The organism is Streptomyces rimosus, from assembly GCF_008704655.1.
In the GTDB taxonomy this organism is placed as follows: Bacteria; Actinomycetota; Actinomycetes; order Streptomycetales; family Streptomycetaceae; genus Streptomyces; species Streptomyces rimosus.
Map to the genome: position 1 here is coordinate 4,491,411 of NZ_CP023688.1, position 20,808 is coordinate 4,512,218.

Sequence of the window (20,808 nt, forward strand, 5' to 3'; positions counted from 1 at the left end):
GCATGCGAGAGGAACTGCTGGCAAGCGGTGTTCAGGACACCGTGATCGACGACGCGGTACTCATTCTTTCCGAACTGCTGAGCAATTCATGCCGGTATGCACGTCCGATATGCACGCAGGAGACGGCCGGTTCCGTACGGGGCGCCGCGGGTGACGCGGCGCCGGACGCGATACGGGCGGCGTGGCGCATCGACGCACACGGCCAGCTGACCATCTCCGTCACGGACGGCGGCGGTCCGACCCGGCCACAGCCGTCCACGCCCTCGGTCACCGCCAAGGGCGGCCGCGGGCTCGCCATCATCCGGTCCCTCGCCAAGGAATGGGGCGTGGAGGACACGGAGGGCGAGGTGACGGTCTGGGCCCTGCTCGCCCTGCACGGCCTGCGCGGCTCGTTCGCTACGCGCGTTGACCTCCCGGCCGAGCTCTCCGCCGACTTCACCGGCGGGGTACGCGGCGGGCGGCCCACCCCGGTGTCCCCGGGGCGCGCATCCGGTGTGCCGCTCACCGACCGCATGCCGGAACCGGCTGGTGAGCAGGCCCTTCGTACCGACGAGCCGGCTCCCGTACCCGAACCGGCGTCGGCCGCAGGGCGGGAAGCGGGCGGCGGGCGGCCGGTGCTGGCGCTGGTGGAGTTCGACCGGTCGGGCGGCTGAGGCCGGGCCGGTGCGGCCGGCGTCGAGGCCGGTGCCGCAGGGGGGCGCGGGACGGTCCGGATCATCCGGGCCGCCCGGGCCCCGTCCGACGGCTCATGGCGCCCGTACGGGCCCGCCCGGCGCCGTCCGTACCGCATACGCGCCCCGCGGCCGGCCCGTACACCGCGGGACCGTACCGGCGCCGCGCGTGGCGGCGACACGGCCGTACGGCGACGAGCGGTCCCGTGGGACCAATTCCGGTGGCCCATACGGTCCCGGGCCGTGGACGGGCCCCTCGGCGGCCCGTGAGGCGGAAGCACACCCGGGGCCCCTGGTGCGCGGCGCGGTGCGCAGCCCAGTCGTCTAGGCTCGCGCCGGAACGCGTCCGTACGCCCAGGATCGACCAGGAGAACGCCTCGCCATGGCCAAGAAGCGCCGCCCCCAGACCAAGGCCGCAGCACCGCAGATCAAGGACGGCGAGGTGCCCGTCGTCGGGGCACGCGAGCCCTGCCCCTGTGGCTCGGGCCGCCGCTACAAGGCGTGCCACGGCCGGACCGCGGCACATGCCGTGACCGAGCTGGTGCAGCGTCCCTTCGAGGGCCTTCAGGGCGAGTGCGACTGGGTGGCGCTGCGCGAGCTGGTGCCCGCCGCCACCGTCGAGCTGACGCTCAAGGACGGGCTGCCGGAGGGCGTCCCGTCGGTGACGCTGGCGACCGTCCTGCCCATGGCCTGGCCCGCGCTGCGCCGCGACAACGGCGCCGTCCTGCTCGGCCTCCAGAACGACACCGCCTCGGGCGACCTCAGCCGCGACCTCGCCGACACGCTGCGGCGCGCGCTGGCCGCCGAGCCGGGCACCCCGGTAGCCGCCGAGCGCGCCGCGGCGGACGGCCCGCGCCTGCAGGACCTGCTGGACCCGGCCGCCCCGTTCGAGCCGCAGGTCCACAGCGGCTTCGAGTTCTGGGTGGAGGACGCCGAGAACGCGACGGGCGAGGTCGCCGCCTCCCTGGAGCGCGCGAACGCCGCGGCCATCCCGACCGAGCGGCTGGCCGGTCTGGAGGGCGCGTACTGGTGCGAGACGCCCGAGAAGAACCACCTGCGCTGGGTGATGGCCCACCCGGAGGAGAAGCTGCTGGACGCGCTGGCCCGGCTGCACGCCGCCGGCGCCTCCTCGCTGGGCGAAGGCACCCGTCTGGTCGGGTCGTTCCGGGCGCACGGCCTGGTCGTACCGGTCTGGGACCTGCCGTCCGGCATGAGCGCCGACGACGTGGCCAAGCCCGCCGCCGCCTTCGCCGAGCGGCTCGCCACGGCGCTCGCCTCGGACGCGCCGCTGACGCCGGAGGAGCGCCGCGCCCGCGGCGGGCTCACCAACCGTCAGGTGACGCTGAGCTGACCGCGGTCGGCGGTCCGTGGCCGACGGGCGCGCCGCGGGCCGCCGGACCGTGACCGGGAACGTGACTCTGGTCACAACTCGCCGTACCGACCGGTAAATACGCGTCCGGAATTCCACGATCGAATTTGCGAACCGCGGATCTCTTGTTACCGTTCTAGGAGCCCGGTCGCTGGTGCATCCCCCGTCGCCAGCGACCGGGCGCTTCCATGTCCGCGTCCGGAGGACCGGCGGACCGCCCCGGCCCGATCCCGGGAGGGCGCCCGGACGGACCTGTGGCAACCCCGCCCGGCCCGCTCCGCACCGTCCGGCTCCCGCAGCCCCGCACGCCGCTCCCCGGCCACCAGGGACGTTCCCGGAGCGCCAGGCCCGCCCCCGTACCGTCATTGGTCCGAACCACGCCCGTACGTCGGCGCATTGCTGCCGGCGCGCAGCAGCTTGCGCTCGCCCCGCGCGTCGGCGACCTCCGCCACCGCGGTGTACGGCGCCACGCCGCCGCCCACGGTCGGCTCGCGCGGGGTTTCGCAGGTCCCGGGCTCGTCACCGGCCGGAATCTCGCAGTACGCCTGGACGGTCCGGCCGTCCGGCCGCATCAGGGTCAGCACGGCCCGCAGGGGCCCGCCGGACGTGTTGCGGTAGTACGTACGCGCCCAGGACCGTCCCCCTTCGGCGAGAACACATGTCTGAGCTTCCACTCCTTCGGGTGAAGCCAGTTCCGGCCCGCAGTGGGCCTTCCGGTGGCCGGCGGCCGTCTGCGCCGCACCCGTGCCCGCACCTGTACGCGCCCCCGCGCTCGGCGCGCCGGGCAGGCCGGTACGTACCGGAGTTTGACCGTCCGATTGTGGAGCGGTTGCGAAGCCGTCCGGGGCCGACCGTTCAGATTCAGCCGGACCCGCGGTCGCTGCGGCCAGCGGCAGCGCGACGGCGAGCGCCACCGTGCTGGCCAGCGCGATCATGCGGAGGTTCGGCGCACGCTCCATAAGACCCACCTGCGGTTGTCAGGGCGAGGGATTGACCGCCGGATTGACGGTCCGCCGAACATATCGGGCCGGAACGGGCACATAACGGGCCCGCGCCCCCGAATCCCCGCCACTACCGGGCTGCTCACACTCATACGAGTGAACCGCCCGCGCGTTCTTACGCCGCAGCGAGCGGTTCGGGGTGCCGGTGGTCCGGACGGTCGGAGGAGATCCGGACGGTCGGAGGGGGTTCCGGGAGGGGGGCGCGTCCCGGAGGGACGTTTCGGGGGAGGGGTTCCGGGGGCGGGGGGCCGAGGGACGGGGATTCCGAAGGACGGGGATTCCGAGGGGCAGGGAGCAAAAACCCCGCGCCTTCAGTACGCGAGCCGGCTTCCCCCGTCCGGGGCACTGGTGCTCGCGGTGACCAGGGCGTCCACGATGGTCTCCACCTGCGGCAGCCAGGGGGCGGCCGCTCCGGTGCCCGGCGAGCGCTCCCAGCGGACCTTGCCCGCGCCGATCTGCGAGGGCGGCAGGACGACGTAACCGCCCTCGCCGTGGAAGCGCAGCGAACTGGGCACCCAGTCCCGGGAGTGCAGCAACTCGCCCAGCTCCGCGAGGGAGTACGGGGCGACCAGCAGCGACCAGCGGGTGGGGGTGGCGACGACCGGGCCGACCCGGACGCCGAAGTGGTCGAGCGCGGCCAGGGCCCGCGCGCCGGCGACGGCCGGCAGGCTGAGCGCGCAGGGCGCACGGCCTCCGGTGGCCAGGAGGAGGGGCGCGGTAGGCCGGTTGGTCCACCACCAACGCACCATGCGGGCATCGGTGGTGGCCGCGAACAGGCCGGGGTCGAAGGGGTGGGCGCCGGGCACCACGCAGTCCGGATCCGGACAGCTGCACGGGCGCGTCCCGCGCTCGGCGCGGCCGTGCCGCCCCCCGGACGGTTTGCCGCCCGCCTGTTTCCCGCCGGTCCGCAGTCCGACGCCCGGGAGTACGGGCCACTGCCACTCGGTGGCACAGTGGAGTGCCGCACCGAGCAGTGCCTGCCTTCCGCCGCGCCGGAGCTGGAGCTTGCGTCGCCTTCCGAGGATCTCGCGCATGAGCGCTCGTTCCTTTCCGTTAACGCCGAGGGCTATGTCCATCGCACTACATGCCGGTTCGTGCCGCTGCGTGGTGTGTCACGGCTCCTGCGAACCCCTGAACGCCACGTGGATCTGTGGTCACTGCGTGTACGGAGCAGCGCATCACGCCATACGCCGAGCGTGGAACGTGGCGGAGGGTGGCGCGCGCATGGCGCTTGCTTGTCCCGTGGAGCAGATCCGCCACTTGGGGGTGCGGTGCGGCGCGGTCGTCGAGGTGTTAGACGCCCGTGCCCGTCGGAGAGTTCCGGCGCGGCTCCAACTGACCCCGCACCTTTCCGAGTACGTACCCGCCATGGTGGTGATGACGCACTGTCGAACGCCGCCAGTCGACCTCAAATTGACGTTCGGGGGGATATTTTCCGGCCAACTTCCCCGTCTCGTTGACACCACAAACCCCACGGGGACAATGCTGGACATCGTGTCACCGGGGCGTGTACATGTGGAGGCATTGATAGCGGAGCAACATGACATGGGGGTTTGCGATGCTATTGAGGAAATTGAGCAGTTCGAAACACTACTCAACACGACTCAACAAAGTGCCGCTTCCCTCGCCACCAAGCGGCCTGACCTGGGGCTTTGAGCGGCACTGCGTAAGCCGTCGGCCATGACCACCCCTCACGTTCCGAAAGTGGCTGGAATCGAACCAGCACTTCCCGCCCCCACGCACACTGCCGAGTCCGCAACCGCACCAGCCCCTGCGGACACCCCGACCGAGGCCCGCTCCGCGGCCGTCCAGGACCGGCTCGCCGGCTGGATCTCCGACCTGACCACGCTGCACGACCTCACCGAGCGGCTGGCCCGTACACAGACCCTCGAAGCCGCTCTCCAGGAGCTGCTGCGCGCCGGTGCTTCCCTGGTGGGCGCCCGGCGCGGACTGGTGGTCCTCGAACCGCGCGACGGCCGGGGCCCGGACACCACCGTCGGCCTCGGACTGGGGCAGGCGGACATCGGCCACATCGAGACCGTGCCGCGCCGCGCGCTCTCCTTCGGCCGCATCCTCGACGGGCTGCCCGAGCCGGACGGGCGCGAGCACGGCCCTCGTGACCACCCTCGTGACCGGCCCGACGCACACCAGGACGGCGGTCCGGCGGCCTCCGCGCCCCCGGACGGCACGCCCCCGGACGGCTCCGGCTGCGTCGCCTGCGGGCGCGGCGACATCGCCCAGCCCGACATCCCCGGCGAGCCCGGCCTCGACCCCCGCCTGCGCGAGGTCGCAGCGCGCCTCGGGTACGCGGCCAGTTACGCCGTGCCGCTGGACGCCGACCCGGTCGGCCGCTTCGGCGCCGCGGTCTGGCTCTACGACGAACCCGCCGAGCCCGCCGAGCGGCAGCGCCACCTCGTCGGCCTCTACCTCGGATACGCCACCGCCCACCTCGCCCGCCTCCTGGAACTGCACCGCCAGCGGCAGACCGTGGCCACACTGCGCGAGGAGCTGCTGCCCAGCCGGCTGCCCCGTGTTCCCGGCGTGCGGCTCGCGGTACGGCACGGCGCCGGGCCGCTCGGCGGCGGCGACTGGTACGACGCGCTGCCGCTGCCGGACGGCGCGCTGGGCCTGGCGGTCGGCTCCGTCACCGGCTCGGGGCCGGGCGCGGTGGCCGCCATGGGACGGTTGCGCGCCTCGCTGCGGGCGTACGCGGTGATGGAGGGCGAGGACCCGGTCGCGGTCCTCTCCGACCTCGAACTGCTGCTGCGGCTGACCGAGCCGGCCCGGAGCGCCACGGCGCTGTTCGCCTTCGCGGAGGCGCCGCCGGGCGGGCCGGGCGGGCCGAACGGGCCGGGTACACCGGGGTCCGTACCCGGTGCGTACGGGACGTACGGGCCGGGCAGCGCCACGGCCGCCCGCCGGATCGTGCTGGCCGGTGCGGGCCACTGCCCGCCGCTGATCATCGGCGACCGGCGCACCGAGTACGTGGAGACCTCGCTGTCCGCGCCGCTGGGCATGCTGGCCTGCTGGGAAGCGCCGAGCGTGGAGCTGGCACCGGCGCCAGGAGAAACCCTTCTTCTCTACAGTGACGGGCTGTTGCGCCGCACCGGCGAATCGATGGACCGCGCCTTCGCCCGGCTCCACTCGGCCGCCGCCGGCGTACCCCGGGCCGTACGCCACGACCCCGACGCGCTCGTGGACCATCTGCTGCGGACGCTGCTGCCGCACGGGATCGACGACCCGGAGTCCCCGGAGGACGTGGTGCTGCTCGCGGCGTACTTCGAGTGAGGGCCGCGGCCGGTCCACTGATCGGCCTGGCGTGGGGGCCTCGTCCGGGCCGCGCCGAAGGCGGGCCGGGCGTCGCCGCGGGCCCTCGTACCGCCCTGCCCGACCTGTCCGATATCTCACCGCTTCCGACCCCTGGACCCCGTTCCCTTCGCACTTACGATGGAACGCGGTGCAGTCTTACAAGGAGGCATAGTGACCGACGAGCTCACGCCGGAGACCCCGGACGAGGACGAGCAGCCGATCAAGCAGCGTAAGAACGGCCTTTACCCGGGCGTATCGGATGAGCTCGCCGCGAGCATGAAGACGGGCTGGGCGGACACCGAGCTGCGCGACCTGGAGCCCATCGAGCAGGCGCCGAACACGGCCCGGCGGCGCGAGGCACTGTCCCGCCGCTTCCCCGGCGAGCGCCTGGTGATCCCGGCGGGCAACCTGAAGACCCGCTCCAACGACACCGAGTACGACTTCCGCGCCGCGACCGAGTACGTCCACCTCACGGGCGACCAGACCGAGGACAGCGTGCTCGTCCTGGAGCCCCGCGAGAACGGCGAGGGCCACGACGCGACCCTCTACCGGCTGCCCCGCTCCAACCGCGAGAACGGCGAGTTCTGGCTGGACGGCATGGGCGAGCTGTGGGTCGGCCGCCGCAACAGCCTGGCCGAGGCCGCCGCGCTGCTCGGCGTGGACTGCGCGGACGTGCGCGAGCTGGCCGGCGCGCTGCGCGAGGCCACCGGCCCGGTCCGCGTGGTGCGCGGCCACGACGCCGGCATCGAGGCGGCGCTGGCCGACAAGGTCACCGCCGAGCGCGACGAAGAGCTGCGGGTGTACCTCTCCGAGGCGCGCCTGATCAAGGACGAGTTCGAGATCGGCGAGCTGCAGAAGGCGGTCGACTCGACCGTGCGCGGTTTCGAGGACGTCGTGAAGGTCCTCGACAAGGCCGAGGCGACCAGCGAGCGCTACATCGAGGGAACGTTCTTCCTGCGCGCCCGCGTCGAGGGCAACGACGTCGGTTACGGCTCGATCTGCGCCGCCGGGCCGCACGCCACCACGCTGCACTGGGTCCGCAACAACGGCCAGGTCCGCTCCGGCGACCTGCTCCTGCTGGACGCGGGCGTGGAGACGAACACCCTCTACACCGCGGACGTCACCCGTACGCTGCCGATCAACGGCACGTACACCGACCTCCAGCGCAAGATCTACGACGCGGTGTACGAGGCCCAGGAGGCCGGCATCGCGGCGGTCAAGCCGGGCGCCGCGTTCCGCGACTTCCACGACGCGGCGCAGCGCGTGCTCGCCGAGAAGCTGGTCGAGTGGGGCCTGGTCGAGGGCCCGGTCGACCGGGTGCTGGAGCTGGGGCTGCAGCGCCGCTGGACGCTGCACGGCACCGGCCACATGCTCGGCCTGGACGTGCACGACTGCGCCGTCGCCCGTACGGAGACGTACGTGAACGGGACGCTGGAGGCCGGCATGGTGCTGACCGTCGAGCCCGGTCTGTACTTCCAGGCGGACGACCTGACCGTCCCGGAGGAGTACCGCGGCATCGGCGTCCGTATCGAGGACGACATCCTCGTCACCGAGGACGGCAACCGGAACCTGTCCGCCGCGCTGCCGCGCCGCTCGGACGAGGTCGAGGCGTGGATGGCCCGGCTGACCCGCCAGCGGGCCTGATCACGGCCGTACACGGAATCGGCTGACCGGATACCGGGTCGGCTGACCGGATACGGAACCGGCTGACCGGAGGCGGTCGGTGGCCCCGCGCGGGGTCACCGGCCGCCTCCGGCGTTTCCGGGTTCCGCGTTCCGGGGTTCGGCGCTTTGAAGATCCGCGGTGCCGGGTTCCGCGTCCTGCGATTCGGCGCTCTGAAGTTCGGCGTTCCCGGGTTTTGCGTCCTGCGGCCCGCGCGTGAAGATCCCGGCCCGGGCGGCCGTCCAGGCGGCCTCGGCGGCGCGGTCGGCCAGCCGCAGGTCGATGGGGCGGCGGGCGATCAGCAGCCGGTAGTAGAAGGGCGCGCCCAGGGCGGCCATGATCTCGTCGGCGTCGGCGCCGCCGGCCAGTTCGCCGCGCTCCACGGCGCGGTGCACCATACGGCCGGCCAGCCGCAGCCGCTCCTCGAAGAACTCCCGCAGCACATCGGCGGCGGCGGGCTCGCGCGCGGCGGCGGAGACCACCGCCTCCAGCAGCCCGCGAAAGCGCGGCTCCGCGTAGAAGGCGGCGATCGAGCGGGCCAGCGCGCGCAGGTCGTCCGCGAGCGCCCCGGTGTCCGGGAGCGGCACCTCGGCGCTGATGTCGACCATCAGCTCGCAGACGATCCGCTCGATGGTGCGCCAGCGGCGGTAGATCGTCGCGGCGTGCACGCCGGAGCGCTGGGCGATCCGCTCCACGGTGAGCGCCGCGTACCCGCCGTCCCCCAGCTCCTGGAAGGCCGCGTCCAGCACGGCTTGTCGCGTTCGCGCGGTACGTCCCCCCGGCCGGGACGCGCCGGGAGGTGGCTGCGCTGTGTTCAAGGCGGCTCCGTATTGCAGTGCGAGTTCCGGCCACGTATCGTCCAGAACGCTAACGCGAGTCGTCTCGCGTTAGAGCTGGGTGTGCGCGGATCCCGCGGCAAACGGGGACGCGGCGGGGGACGTCCTCCCCTTGCGGGACCGCGCCGCTCGGCGGTCTCCGGGGCGGGACGGGCGCGGTCCGGGCGCGCGTCGGGCGACGGTTCCCCGTACTTCTTCGGCATGTCGCGTCCGCGCGGGGCGGCGGCGCCGGCCCACGGGCGGAACTCCCCCCTCACGACGCCATCAGTGGCACCTCCTCCTTCCACTTGAGGATCTTGTCGAAGCTGACCACCGCACCGCACCGCCCGGAGCGGTTGCGGTAACGGACGTGGTCGGTCAGGGCCTCGATCAGAAACAGCCCCCGTCCGTGTTCGGCCTGGGCCGGGGCGGGGGCTGCCATGGGTGGGGGCGGCGCGGCGGTATCGGGCGTGCCGCTCCGCCCGGGGCGCTTGGGCCTGCGGGTCCGCTCCCGGAAACCGGGACCGGAATCGGTGACTTCGATACGGCAGGTGTCGCCGTTGATGAAGGCGGTGACCCGGTAGTCCTCCGTGGCGGCGTCGCCACCGTGTTCGACGGCGTTCGCACACGCTTCGGAGAGGGCGACGGACAGGTCGTGGGAGATGTCCGGGTCCACCCCGGCCGTCTCCATCGTGCCCAGCAGGAGCCGCCGGGCGAGCGGGACGCTCGCGGCCTCGCGCCGCAGATGCAGGGACCACCAGATGCTCATCGCTGTAGCCTCCTGGTCGCGGCTCGACATATCGATACGTATTGCCGGGGCGCATGGTCCGTAAGCGTGCGCGGGACGTGACTCCGCCCATTCGGCGGATGTACCGGCGACGCCCGCCGGTGTAACGGGTCGGGGCATGCGCCCGCGTGCGCCCCGGCGCCCGTGGTGATCGCGCCGGCGCCGCCCCGGCGCGCGCCCCGGCCCTGACCTGCCCGTACCGGAATGGCGCGATCCGCCGGGTACGCAGCGGCGGACCTGCCGTACGGGAGCGGTGGGCGCAGTGGGATGATGGCGCCGCCATGACTGCCCCGTCCGACCCCGAAGAGCGCGCCGCCGCGGACCTGCGGCTGCTGAGGGCCGCGGTGTTCACCGCGGTCTGTGTCGCGCTGTCCGCGGCCGGGCACATGATCGGGTCGTGCGCCGCGGTCCCGGTGTGGACGCTGGGCGTGGGCTGCGCGGCGGTGTTCGCCGTCGCCGCTCCGCTGGCCGGCCGGGAGCGCTCCCTGCCGGGCATCGCCGTGGCGCTGGCCGTCGGGCAGCTCGCGCTGCACTCCGTCTTCGCGCTGGGCCAGCACCGTATGGCCGCGGCGCCGATGTCCGCCCCGGCGTCCGGCGGCCTCTCCGACGAGGCAGCCATCGCCTTCGCACGGCATGTGACCTGCGGGCTCGGGGCCGGGCGGCTGGACGGCGCCGAGGCGCGCCGCATCCTGGACGTCTCCGCGATCGGCCCGGCGGGCCCCGGCACCGCCGGGCACGTCATGGACCAGGCCGCCACGTCGGCCCCGGCGGCGCACGGGCTGCTGCCCTCGCTGCCGATGCTGCTGGCGCACCTGCTCGCGGCGCTCGCCGCCGGCTGGCTGCTGCGCCGCGGCGAGGCCGCCCTGTGGCGCCTCGTACGGCTGTCCGCGCCCGCGGCGCGGGAAGCGGCGGCCGTGGCGGAAGCGCTCGTCGGCGCGCTGCGCGGCACGCTGGCGCTCGTACGCGTCCTGTGCGCCGGGCTCCTGGGCGCCGTGGACGCCCGTCCCGTGGCGCGTTTTTCGTACGGCGATGACCAAGCCCGCCCGAAGGAACTCGCCCTCCAGCACAGTGTCGTCAGGCGGGGCCCGCCCGCCCTGGCCCTGGCGGCCTGACGACACCCACCGCACATCCCGCAGCAGGACCGGGCACGCCCCGGCGCACGGGAGGAGCCGGTGTGCGCCGTCGTCGCCGCACGCGCGCCAGCCGATTCCTTCCCTCTTCCCTCCTGCCTGTGGAGTGCTTTCCGCCATGTCCGAGTACACCGCCGTACCGTCACAGCCCACTGCCGAACCGTCACCGTCCGCCGCGCGCACCGCGCACTCCGGCCGTCGCGGCCGGCTCGCCCGCCGCCTGCCCGTCGTCGGCGGCCTCGCCGCGGGCAGCGTGCTGCTGCTCGCCGTACCCGCCTTCGCGCACGTCAGCGTGCAGCCGGGCCAGGCCGAGCAGGGCGGCTACGCGACGATCAACTTCAAGGTCCCCAACGAGCGCGACAACGCCTCGACCGTGAAGCTCGAAGTGACCCTGCCGGCCGACCACCCGCTGGCGTCCGCGATGCCGCAGCCGGTGCCGGGCTGGAAGATCGACGTCACCAAGTCCAAGCTCGACAAGCCCCTGGAGACGCACGGCAAGAAGCTCACCGAGGCCGTCTCGAAGATCACCTGGACCGCGGACGGCGGCAAGATCGCGCCGGGCCAGTTCCAGCAGTTCCCGGTCTCGGTGGGCCAGCTGCCCAAGACCGACCAGCTCGTCTTCAAGGCCCTCCAGACGTACGACAACGACGAGGTCGTACGTTGGATCGAGCCGGCCAAGGAGGGCGCGCCGGAGCCGGACAACCCGGCGCCGGTGCTCAAGCTGACCCCCGCGTCCGGTGACGGCCACGGCTCCGGCGGCGCCGACGCGAAGAACGCCGGCGGCGACGCGGGCGGCACCCGGCAGGCCGCCGCGGACGGCAGCGACACCACGGCGCGCGTCCTGGGCGGCGCCGGCATCGTCGTCGGCATCATCGGCATCGCGTTCGGCGTGCTCGCCGGCCGGCGCCGTGGTGCCTGACCCGACCCCGTGCCAGGGCCGGCGCCCGCGCGGCGCCGGTCCGGCACCCCGCTCCTGACCAACGGGACACACAGCAATGCGTAGTAGGAACCTGATCGCCGCCACCGTCGCGCTGGCCTCGGCACTGACCCTCGCCGCCTGCGACGGCGGCGGCGACAGCGACAAGCCCGCCGCCAGCGTCTCCGGGGGCACCCGCTCCCAGCCGATCGTCACCCTCGATCAGCCCGTGGAGAAGCCGGACCTGGTGCTGACCGACACCGAGGGCGAGAAGTACGACCTGATCGAGAAGACCAAGGGCCACCCGACGCTGATCTACTTCGGCTACACCCACTGCCCGGACGTCTGCCCGCTGACGATGAACAACATCGACGTGGCGATGCGGCAGCTGCCCAAGGCCGAACAGGACGACCTGCGCGTCGTCTTCGTGACGTCGGACCCCGAGCGCGACACCCCGGCCGCCCTCAAGAAGTGGCTGGGCGGCATCAACAAGAAGTTCGTCGGCCTGACCGGCTCGTTCGACACCATCCAGGCCGGCGCGCGCAGCGTGAACATCGGCATCGAGAAGCCCGTCAAGAAGAAGAACGGCGACGTGGTCTCCACGCACGGCGCGCAGGTGCTGCTCAGCTCCCCCAAGGACGACAAGATCCACTGGATGGGGATGCAGGACGCCGGCGTCGACCACTACTCCAAGGCACTTCCGAAGATCATCAAGGGACAGAACCCGTGAACCGCCGCACCACCCTCGCCGCCGCCCTCGCCCTGACCGCCGGATTCGCCCTCGCGGGCTGCGGCGGGGACAGCGCGCCGAAGCTCTCCGTCTCCGGCGCCTACATGCCGCAGCCGGTCGACCAGAACATGGCCGGCGGCTTCCTCGTCATCAAGAACTCCGGCGATACGGCCGACAAGCTCACCTCCGTCACCAGCGACGTGGCCAAGAGCGTCACCATCCACACGACCAAGGACAACAAGATGGAGGAGGTCAAGTCGCTGGACATACCCGCGGGCGGCGAGCTGGAACTCGCCCGCGGCGGCAATCACCTGATGTTCATGGGCCTGAAGAAGAAGCCGGCCGAGGGCCAGCAGGTCACCGTCGAGCTGCACTTCGACAAGTCGAAGCCGCTCAAGGTCGAGGTGCCGGTCAAGTCCGGCACCTACACCCCGAAGGACGACGGGGCCAAGACGGGCTCCGGCGGCGGGGGCTCGATGGATCACGGTTCCATGGACCACGGTTCGATGCAGCACGACGGCTCGCAGCACGAGGGATCCACCGAAGGCCACTCGCAGCACGACGCCAAGAAGTAGGGGGCGCCCGTCATGACCACCACCGTCCTCTGCGCACCGGGCTCCGGCGCCCGCGCTCCGGGCGCACGCCGTAAAGGCGCCCCGCGCACCCGCCGGTCGTCCGCGCTGCGCCTCCTGGTGCTCGCGGCGGCGCTGCTCGGCGTGCTCCTCGGAGGTGCCACGCCGGCCGGCGCGCACGCCGCGCTGACCGGCAGCACCCCCGCGCAGGGGTCGGTGGTGCAGAGCGCACCCGAGCAGGTCACGCTGACCTTCTCCGAGGGCGTCGCGATGGACGACGACTCGGTACGGGTCCTGGACCCGCAGGGCAAGCGGGTCGACCGCGGCAAGCTGCGCGACCTGTGCAGCGGCGAGACGGTCAAGTACGGCGCGGGGCTGCCGCCGGGCCTGCCGGACGGCACGTACACCGTCGCCTGGCAGGCGGTCTCCGCCGACAGCCACCCGGTCTCCGGTGCCTTCACCTTCTCGGTGGGCGCGCCGTCCGAGACCAGCGCCCCGCTGCCGCAGCAGGAGGCCGGCGGGGGTGTGGTCGGCGCGCTGTACGGCATCGCGCGCTACATCGCGTACGCAGGGTTCGTCGTCCTGGTGGGCGGCGCGGCCTTCGTCCTCGCCTGCCGTCCGGCCGCCGCGCGCGTACGGTCCGTACAGCGCCTGGTCTCCCGGGGCTGGGCCGCGCTGACCGCCGCGACGATCGCGATGCTGCTGCTGCGCACCCCGTACACGACGTCCGGGGACCTCGCCGACGTCTTCGACCTCGGTGGACTCCGGCAGGTCCTGGAGACCAAGCCGGGAGCCGCGCTGGTGGCCAGACTGCTGCTGCTCGCCGCCGCGGCCCTCTTCGTGGCCGTCCTCTTCGGCGCGTACGCCCGCGCGCAGGGAGATGAGGGGCGTACGGGGGAGGTCGAGCGCGCCGGGGAGGCCGAAGGGGCCAAGGAGGCCGGGGAAGCCACCGGGCAGGTCGAGCAGGGCCGGCGGCCCGAGGGCGCGAACGCTTCGGCCGACGCCGACCCGGACCCCGGCGCCCCCTCAACCCCCTCCACCCCCGACCCCAAGCACCGCAAGGACCTCACCTTCGGCCTGGCCGTCGGCGGCACCATCGTGGCCGTGGGCCTCGCCGCCACCTGGGCGATGGCCGAGCACGCCTCGACCGGCCTGCAGACGGCGGTCGCCATGCCCGTGGACGCCCTGCACCTGCTGGCCGTCGCCGCCTGGCTCGGCGGGCTGGCCGCGCTGCTGGTCTCCCTCTACAAGGGCCCGTCCGTGGCCCGCGCCGGTGTCCGGCGGTTCTCGCGGCTCGCGTTCGGGTCCGTCCTGGTGGTGGTGGCGACCGGCGTCTACCAGTCGTGGAGGCAGGTCGGTACGTGGCGGGCGCTGACCGACACCTCGTACGGGCGGCTGCTGCTGATCAAGGTCACGCTGGTCGTCGTCCTCGTGGGCGTGGCCTGGTTCTCGCGGCGCTGGACGGCGCGGCTGGGCGAGGGCCCGGCGCCCGAGGCGGAGGCCGCCGCCGTACTGGAAAGCGTGTCGGCGCGCGCGGAAGCGAACGCGGAGCCCACTGCCGCCGCCGGGGGCGCCGGTGAATCCGCCCGCGATATCGACCCTGCGCGGGCAGCCCAGCTGGCCCGCCAGCGCTCGGCGCTGGCCACCGCCCGTACCAAGCGCATCCGCGACGCCGACCCGGAGCGCTCCGGACTGCGCCGCTCCGTACTCGCCGAGGCGTCGGTCGCCGTGGTGCTGCTGGCCGTCACCACCGTGCTCACGTCGACCGAACCGGCCCGTACGGAGGAGGCCGTGAAGGCGGTCGGCGCGGCCGGGCAGTCGGCGGACGCCAACCAGCCGCAGGTGCTGAACATCCCGTTCGACACCGGTGGCGCGCGCGGCAAGGGCACCGCGCGCATCGACCTGGACCCCGGCCGCAGCGGCAGCGCCAACGCCCTGCACCTGCGGATCGCCGACCCGGACGGCCGGACCCAGGACATCCCCGAGGTGAAGATCTCCTTCACCCTCAAGGACAAGAAGCTCGGGCCGCTGCCGGTCACCCTCGACCACGTCAGCGAAGGACACTGGAGCGCGCGCGGCGTCCAGTTGCCGGTGCCCGGACAGTGGCAGCTCTCCCTGGTCGTGCGGACCTCCGACATCGACCAGGTCACCGAGACCAGGAACGTGAAGATCAACTGATGACGACCACCGCTTCCCCCTCCGGCGACCGCACCGGGACCGGTGCCGGTCCGGAGCGCCCCGAAACCCTCGAACTGTCCCGCCGCCGTCTGCTGGGCACCGTCGGCGCCGCCGGCGCAGCGGGCCTGGTCGCCGGTGCCGCGGGCGGCGCGATCAGCGTCGCCGCCACGCAGGACGACCCGCCCGCCGCGCTCAGCAGCATCGGCTCAACCACGGTCGCCTTCCGCGACGAACACGCCAGGCACCAGGCGGGCATCACCACGCCCCTCCAGGCGCGCGGCCACCTCGTCGCCTTCGACCTGGCGCCGGGCGCCGACCGCAAGGCCGCGGCGGCCCTGCTGCGCCGCTGGTCCCGTACGGCCGAGGAGCTGATGGCCGGGCGCGCGCCGGCCGCGGACACCGGTGTCGCGCTGGACGCGGGCCCGTCCTCGCTCACCGTCACCTTCGGGTTCGGCCGCACCTTCTTCGACCGTACGGGGCTGACCGCGCGCCGCCCGGTCCAGCTCGAACCGCTGCCGGATTTCTCCTCGGACGCGCTCGACGCCGGGCGCAGCAACGGCGACCTGTGGGTGCAGATCGGCTCCGACGACGCGCTGGTCGCCTTCCACGCGCTGCGCGCCCTCCAGAAGGAGGCCGGGGACGCGGCGCGGCTGCGCTGGCAGATGAACGGCTTCAACCGCACGCCCGGCGCCACCGCGAGCCCGATGACCGCGCGCAACCTGATGGGCCAGGTGGACGGCACCAACAACCCCAAGCCCACGGACCCGAATTTCGACGAGCGGATCTTCGTCGGCCGGGACGCCGGCAGCGGCCCGTACGCCTGGATGCGCGGCGGCTCGTACGCCGTCGTCCGCCGTATCCGGATGCTGCTGGACGACTGGGAGAAGCAGCCGCTCGCCAAGCAGGAGAAGGTCATAGGCCGCCGCAAGGCCGACGGCGCGCCGCTGACCGGCGGCGATGAGCACACCAAGATGGACCTGGACAAGAACGGCCCCGATGGGCTGCCGGTCATCCCGGCCGACGCGCACGCGCGGATCGCGGCGCCGGAATCCAACCAGGGCGCGGCCATGCTGCGGCGGCCGTACTCCTTCCACGACGGGTTCCGCGACGACGGCGCCCCGGACGCCGGGCTGCTGTTCGTCTGCTGGCAGGCCGATCCGCTGCGTTCCTTCGTCACCATCCAGCGCAAGCTGGACCGCGGCGACGCCCTCTCGCCGTTCCTGCGGCACGAGGCCAGCGGACTGTTCGCGGTGCCGCCGGCCGCGGTGGCGGGCGGGTACGTGGGGCAGCCGCTGCTGGAGGGGTGAGCGGGAGGGGCGGGGTCCGGTGGGTGCTTGATCTCCGGTAGGCCCCTGAGGGCCGTGGGTCTCCGGCTTCAGACCGGGGCGGGCGGCCGGTGCGGGTAACGTGGCGAGCGGGTGATCGGTTCGGCGGTCCCCACCGGAGCGTGAGGGAGTCAGAGGGAATGTCGGTCAGCCGCTACACGTATCTGGGGCCCGAGGGCACGTTCACCGAGGCGGCGCTGCGTACGCTCCCGGAGTCCGCCACCCGAGAACTGGTCCCGATGGTGTCCGTACCGGCCGCGCTGGACGCCGTACGGGCCGGTGAGGCGGCGGCCGCGCTGGTGCCGATCGAGAACTCCGTCGAGGGCGGGGTGACCACCACCCTGGACGAACTGGCCGCCGGCGAACCGCTGATGATCTACCGCGAGGTGCTGCTGCCGATCGCCTTCGCGCTGCTCGTACGGCCCGGCACGGAACTGAGCGGCATCAAGACGGTCACCGGGCACCCGGTCGCCCAGCCGCAGGTGCGCAAGTGGCTCGCGGAACACCTGCCGGAGGCGGTGTGGGAGTCGGCGGCCTCGAACGCGGACGGCGCGCGGCTGGTCCAGGAGGGCCGCTACGACGGCGCCTTCGCCGGGGAGTTCGCGGCGGCGACGTACGGCCTCGAACCGCTGGTCACCGACATCCACGACGCGCAGAACGCGGCCACCCGCTTCGTCCTGGTGGGCCGTCCCGCCCGGCCGGCGGCCCGCACCGGCGCCGACAAGACCTCCGTCGTGCTGTGGCTGCGCGAGGACCACCCCGGTGCGCTGCTGGAACTGCTCCAGGAGTACGCGGCCCGCGGCGTCAGCATGATGCGCATCGAGTCGCGACCGACCGGCGAGGGCATCGGCCGCTACTGCTTCTCCGTGGACTGCGAGGGGCACCTCACGGACCGGCGGGTCGGCGAGGTCCTGATGGCGCTCAAGCGGATCTGCCGGGAGGTGCGGTTCCTCGGGTCGTACCCGCGGGCGGACCGGGTACGGGCGAACGTGCGCCCCGACACGGCGGACGACGCGTTCACGGACGCGGCGGACTGGCTGACGCGCTGCCTGGACGGACGGGGCTGACGGCTCGGCGCCGAGCCGGGTGACGCGGTACCGCCCTCGGTGGCCTGGTGCCGCGGCGTGGCCTGGTGCCGCGACGGTGGTCTGGTGCCGCGACGGTGGCCGGGAACCGGTGGGCGGGCGGTGCCGTAGCAGGCCGCCAACGTCCGCCGAGCGGCCTGCGCGGGGCTGTGTGCGGCCTGGGCTGGGGTGTTGGCGTTGTCCACAAAGTTATCCACAGGCCCTGTTCTCGACCTGGGGACAAGTCGACACGGCGGCCGCTCCAACTCGGACAGAGTCGACATATTGCTCTACCGACCCCCGGAGCCCTCCACAGCACCGCAGCCCGTCCGCGTCAGCACAATTCACGCGAACAATCCTTTAGGGCGAGGAAATGCCACACGAAAGAGCGTCGACAAAGGGTTTCGCCGGTGAATCCCTGGCTACGGTTTCCTGAAGAGGAACCAAACCTTCCGACTTCCACAGTTCCCACACACAGCCTGTGGATAAGATTTCGGAACTCCCCCAGCCCTGTGGACAACCCTGGGTACAACCTCCGTCACCCACTACCGCCCACCACCCGCCAACTCCGGCCGTCCACAAGGGAAGCGGGTCGCCGCAAGCGGCGCGAATACCCCCGTACTGGCGATGGCGCAAGATTTCCTTGACGATTTTTTCCGCCACTTTCCGGCCGTCCGCACCGCATCCCGCGACTCCTTCACTCCCCGCTCCACCCCTCCCACCGACTTCCCGTCCGCCCCTTATGCTCCTCTCGCGCCCCGCGCCATACCGCCGTACCGCATCGCACGGCACGGAATTCCCAAAAGTTCCAAATATCCACAAACCGGACAAAGCGCCACGCGGGGAAATATGGCGTCGAGCGTCGGCGCCGCACCCCGGTAGCCTGGTGGGGTGATTGACCTTCGCCTGCTCCGTGAGGACCCCGACCGTGTGCGCGCGTCCCAGCGCGCCCGTGGAGAGGACGTCGCGCTCGTCGACGCACTGCTCTCCGCCGACGAGCGGCGCAGGACCTCCAGCGTCCGCTTCGACGAGCTGCGTGCCGAGCAGAAGTCGCTCGGCAAGCTCATCCCCAAGGCCACCGGCGACGAGAAGGCCGCGCTGCTGAAGAAGGCCGGGGAGCTGTCCGCCGCCGTCAAGGCCGCGGACGCCGAGCAGGACGAGGCCAAGGAGGAGACCCAGTCCCTCCTGCTGAGGCTGGGCAACCTCGTTCACCCCGACGTGCCCGTCGGCGGCGAGGAGGACTTCACCGTCCTGGAGACCGTCGGCACCCCGCGCGACTTCGCCGCCGAGGGCTTCGAGCCCAAGGACCACCTGGAGCTCGGCCAGGCGCTCGGCGCCATCGACGTCGAGCGCGCCGCGAAGGTCTCCGGCTCGCGCTTCTACTACCTGACCGGCATCGGCGCGCTCCTGGAGCTCGCGCTCGTCAACGCCGCCATCGCGCAGGCCACCGAGGCCGGCTTCACACCGATGCTCACCCCGGCCCTGGTGCGCCCGCACGCCATGGAGGGCACCGGCTTCCTCGGCCAGGCCGCGGAGAACGTGTACCACCTGGAGAAGGACGACTACTACCTCGTCGGCACCTCCGAGGTACCGCTCGCCGCGTACCACATGGACGAGATCGTCGACGCCGACAAGCTGCCGCTGCGCTACGCGGGCTTCTCGCCGTGCTTCCGCCGCGAGGCCGGTACGTACGGCAAGGACACCCGGGGCATCTTCCGCGTCCACCAGTTCGACAAGGTCGAGATGTTCTCGTACGTCGACCCCGAGGACGCGCAGGCCGAGCACCAGCGCCTCCTCGACTGGGAGAAGCAGTGGCTGACCGGCCTGGAGCTGCCCTTCCAGGTGATCGACGTGGCCACCGGTGACCTCGGCGCCTCGGCCTCGCGCAAGTACGACTGCGAGGCGTGGATCCCCACCCAGGGCAAGTACCGCGAGCTGACCAGCGCCTCGAACTGCGACGAGTTCCAGGCCCGCCGCCTGTCGGTCCGTATGCGCACCAACAAGGACGGCAAGCAGCAGGTCAAGCCGCTCGCCACGCTCAACGGCACGCTCTGCGCGGTGCCCCGCACCATCGTGGCGATCTTCGAGAACCACCAGCAGGCGGACGGCTCGGTGCGCGTGCCCGAGCTGCTGCGCCCGTACCTGGGCGGCCGGGAGATCCTGGAGCCCGTCAACCGGTGACCACCGCCCCCGAACCCGCACACCGGGCCGCTCCGGCCCGCCCGCTGCCGTACAAGCTCGTCGCGACCGACCTTGACGGAACGTTGCTGCGGCCCGACGACACGATCTCCGAGCGCACCCGCGCCGCCCTGGCCACGGCCACGGCGGCCGGGGCCGCGCACATCGTCGTCACGGGCCGCGCGGTGCCGTGGACCCGGCACATCCTCGACGCGCTGGACTACGACGGCATAGCGGTGTGCGGGCAGGGCGCGCAGGTCTACCACGCCGGCGAACACCGCCTGCTGACCTCGGTCACCCTGGACCGGCAGCTCGCCGGACTGGCCCTCGCCAAGATCGAGGCGGAGGTCGGCCCGCTGTTCCTGGCCGCGAGCCGGGACGGCCTGGAGGGCGAGGTGCTGGTCACGCCCGGCTACCGCATCCAAGAGGGCCCGCTGCCGCACCTGATGATCGAGGGCCCCGGCGACCTGTGGTCGGCCCCCATCAACAAGATCTACATACAGCACCCGACGCTGGGCGACGACGAACTGGCCCGCGCCGCACGCGAGGCCGCCGGCGACCTGGTCGGCGTGATGATGGCCGGCGAAGGCGTCGTCGAACTCCTCCCCCTCGGCCTCTCCAAGGCCACCGGCCTCTCCCTCGCCGCCCGCCGCCTGGGCGTGAAGGCCGCCGACACGATCGCCTTCGGCGACATGCCCAACGACATCCCGATGTTCGGCTGGGCCGCGCACGGCGTAGCGATGGCCAACGCCCACGAGGAACTGAAGGCCGTAGCGGACGAGACCACCGCCTCCAACGAGGAGGACGGCGTCGCGGTGGTACTGGAGCGGTTGTACGAGGGCTGAACCCCGCCCGGCCACCCTTTCGGACCGTCCGGAACGGGTGAGCGAAGTCCTGCCTGCGAACGGGTAACTGTACGTTTATCCGTTCGTTGTCCACTGTGCGTGGAGGCAACTGGAGTTCGAGGCGTCGAGAGACCGTGAAGTGCTGGGGTTTGCCGGTGACGGCCGTGATGCGGTGCAGCCGTACGACTGAGAACCGGACATAGAGGTAGTGGCATCCGTGAGCAGCCTCCGCTCCTGAGCCCTGGATACGGGCGTT

Annotated in this window: 18 protein-coding genes; 14 read left to right on the forward strand and 4 right to left on the reverse strand. The window is 72.8% G+C overall.

Going from position 1 to position 20,808, the window contains the following annotated elements; all coding sequences use genetic code 11:
• The first annotated feature begins 2 nt into the window (after positions 1 to 2).
• Complete coding sequence (locus CP984_RS43105) at positions 3 to 653, forward strand: ATP-binding protein (RefSeq protein WP_003978993.1); 651 nt, start codon at positions 3 to 5, stop codon at positions 651 to 653.
• Positions 654 to 1,053: 400 nt separating this feature from the next.
• A complete protein-coding gene (locus CP984_RS18980; RefSeq protein WP_003978992.1) occupies positions 1,054 to 2,022 on the forward strand; it encodes a DUF5926 family protein in 969 nt (322 codons plus the stop codon).
• A 380-nt stretch (positions 2,023 to 2,402) separates the two neighbouring features.
• On the opposite strand, the gene CP984_RS42815 is transcribed toward CP984_RS18980, so the two are convergent.
• Together CP984_RS42815 and CP984_RS18990 are read right to left on the reverse strand one after the other, a co-directional pair.
• Complete coding sequence (locus CP984_RS42815; RefSeq protein WP_317985622.1) at positions 2,403 to 2,714, reverse strand: hypothetical protein; 312 nt, start codon at positions 2,712 to 2,714, stop codon at positions 2,403 to 2,405.
• A gap of 638 nt (positions 2,715 to 3,352) precedes the next feature.
• Positions 3,353 to 4,075 carry a bifunctional DNA primase/polymerase gene (locus CP984_RS18990; RefSeq protein ID WP_003978990.1) on the reverse strand — a complete coding sequence of 241 codons (723 nt, stop codon included), beginning with the start codon at positions 4,073 to 4,075 and terminating at the stop codon, positions 3,353 to 3,355.
• A gap of 334 nt (positions 4,076 to 4,409) precedes the next feature.
• Between CP984_RS18990 and CP984_RS18995 the strand changes: the two genes are divergently transcribed.
• The 3 genes from CP984_RS18995 to CP984_RS19005 all read left to right on the forward strand — a co-directional run bounded on the left by CP984_RS18995 (position 4,410) and on the right by CP984_RS19005 (position 7,994).
• Positions 4,410 to 4,697, forward strand: a complete 288-nt coding sequence (locus CP984_RS18995; RefSeq protein WP_125519975.1) for a hypothetical protein — start codon at positions 4,410 to 4,412, stop codon at positions 4,695 to 4,697.
• A 48-nt stretch (positions 4,698 to 4,745) separates the two neighbouring features.
• On the forward strand, positions 4,746 to 6,329 hold the full coding sequence (locus CP984_RS19000; protein ID WP_003978989.1) for a PP2C family protein-serine/threonine phosphatase: 1,584 nt from the start codon (positions 4,746 to 4,748) through the stop codon (positions 6,327 to 6,329).
• A 192-nt stretch (positions 6,330 to 6,521) separates the two neighbouring features.
• The gene (locus CP984_RS19005; RefSeq protein WP_003978988.1) at positions 6,522 to 7,994 is read left to right on the forward strand and encodes an aminopeptidase P family protein; all 1,473 of its coding nucleotides are present in this window, start codon (positions 6,522 to 6,524) and stop codon (positions 7,992 to 7,994) included.
• 95 nt (positions 7,995 to 8,089) lie between these two features.
• Here the strand turns inward: CP984_RS19005 and CP984_RS19010 are convergent, their stop codons facing one another.
• Positions 8,090 to 8,761: a TetR/AcrR family transcriptional regulator gene (locus tag CP984_RS19010; protein WP_003978987.1), complete on the reverse strand. Its 672-nt coding sequence runs from the start codon at positions 8,759 to 8,761 to the stop codon at positions 8,090 to 8,092.
• Between the two features lie 340 nt (positions 8,762 to 9,101).
• Positions 9,102 to 9,596 (reverse strand): ATP-binding protein, encoded by a 495-nt coding sequence (locus CP984_RS19015; RefSeq protein WP_003978986.1) that lies wholly within the window; start codon positions 9,594 to 9,596, stop codon positions 9,102 to 9,104.
• A 299-nt stretch (positions 9,597 to 9,895) separates the two neighbouring features.
• Here CP984_RS19015 and CP984_RS19020 point away from each other — a divergent pair, with 299 nt between their 5' ends.
• The 9 genes from CP984_RS19020 to CP984_RS19060 all read left to right on the forward strand — a co-directional run bounded on the left by CP984_RS19020 (position 9,896) and on the right by CP984_RS19060 (position 20,552).
• Positions 9,896 to 10,726, forward strand: coding sequence for a hypothetical protein (locus CP984_RS19020; RefSeq protein ID WP_003978985.1), 831 nt, complete (start codon positions 9,896 to 9,898; stop codon positions 10,724 to 10,726).
• A gap of 136 nt (positions 10,727 to 10,862) precedes the next feature.
• Complete coding sequence (locus CP984_RS19025; RefSeq protein ID WP_003978984.1) at positions 10,863 to 11,663, forward strand: YcnI family copper-binding membrane protein; 801 nt, start codon at positions 10,863 to 10,865, stop codon at positions 11,661 to 11,663.
• A gap of 76 nt (positions 11,664 to 11,739) precedes the next feature.
• A complete protein-coding gene (locus CP984_RS19030; RefSeq protein WP_003978983.1) occupies positions 11,740 to 12,390 on the forward strand; it encodes an SCO family protein in 651 nt (216 codons plus the stop codon).
• Entirely contained in the window at positions 12,387 to 12,965 is a 579-nt protein-coding gene (locus tag CP984_RS19035) for a copper chaperone PCu(A)C (protein ID WP_003978982.1), read from the forward strand. Before CP984_RS19030 ends, CP984_RS19035 begins: the two co-directional genes overlap by 4 nt.
• A gap of 12 nt (positions 12,966 to 12,977) precedes the next feature.
• On the forward strand, positions 12,978 to 15,140 hold the full coding sequence (locus CP984_RS19040; protein ID WP_003978981.1) for a copper resistance CopC/CopD family protein: 2,163 nt from the start codon (positions 12,978 to 12,980) through the stop codon (positions 15,138 to 15,140).
• Positions 15,140 to 16,447 carry an iron uptake transporter deferrochelatase/peroxidase subunit gene (efeB, locus tag CP984_RS19045; RefSeq protein ID WP_003978980.1) on the forward strand — a complete coding sequence of 436 codons (1,308 nt, stop codon included), beginning with the start codon at positions 15,140 to 15,142 and terminating at the stop codon, positions 16,445 to 16,447. Before CP984_RS19040 ends, efeB begins: the two co-directional genes overlap by 1 nt.
• Positions 16,448 to 16,605: 158 nt before the next feature.
• Positions 16,606 to 17,532, forward strand: coding sequence for a prephenate dehydratase (gene pheA, locus CP984_RS19050; protein WP_003978979.1), 927 nt, complete (start codon positions 16,606 to 16,608; stop codon positions 17,530 to 17,532).
• An 888-nt stretch (positions 17,533 to 18,420) separates the two neighbouring features.
• The gene (gene serS, locus CP984_RS19055; protein ID WP_003978978.1) at positions 18,421 to 19,710 is read left to right on the forward strand and encodes a serine--tRNA ligase; all 1,290 of its coding nucleotides are present in this window, start codon (positions 18,421 to 18,423) and stop codon (positions 19,708 to 19,710) included.
• The gene (locus CP984_RS19060) at positions 19,707 to 20,552 is read left to right on the forward strand and encodes an HAD family hydrolase (RefSeq protein ID WP_003978977.1); all 846 of its coding nucleotides are present in this window, start codon (positions 19,707 to 19,709) and stop codon (positions 20,550 to 20,552) included. Before serS ends, CP984_RS19060 begins: the two co-directional genes overlap by 4 nt.
• Positions 20,553 to 20,808: the final 256 nt, after the last annotated feature.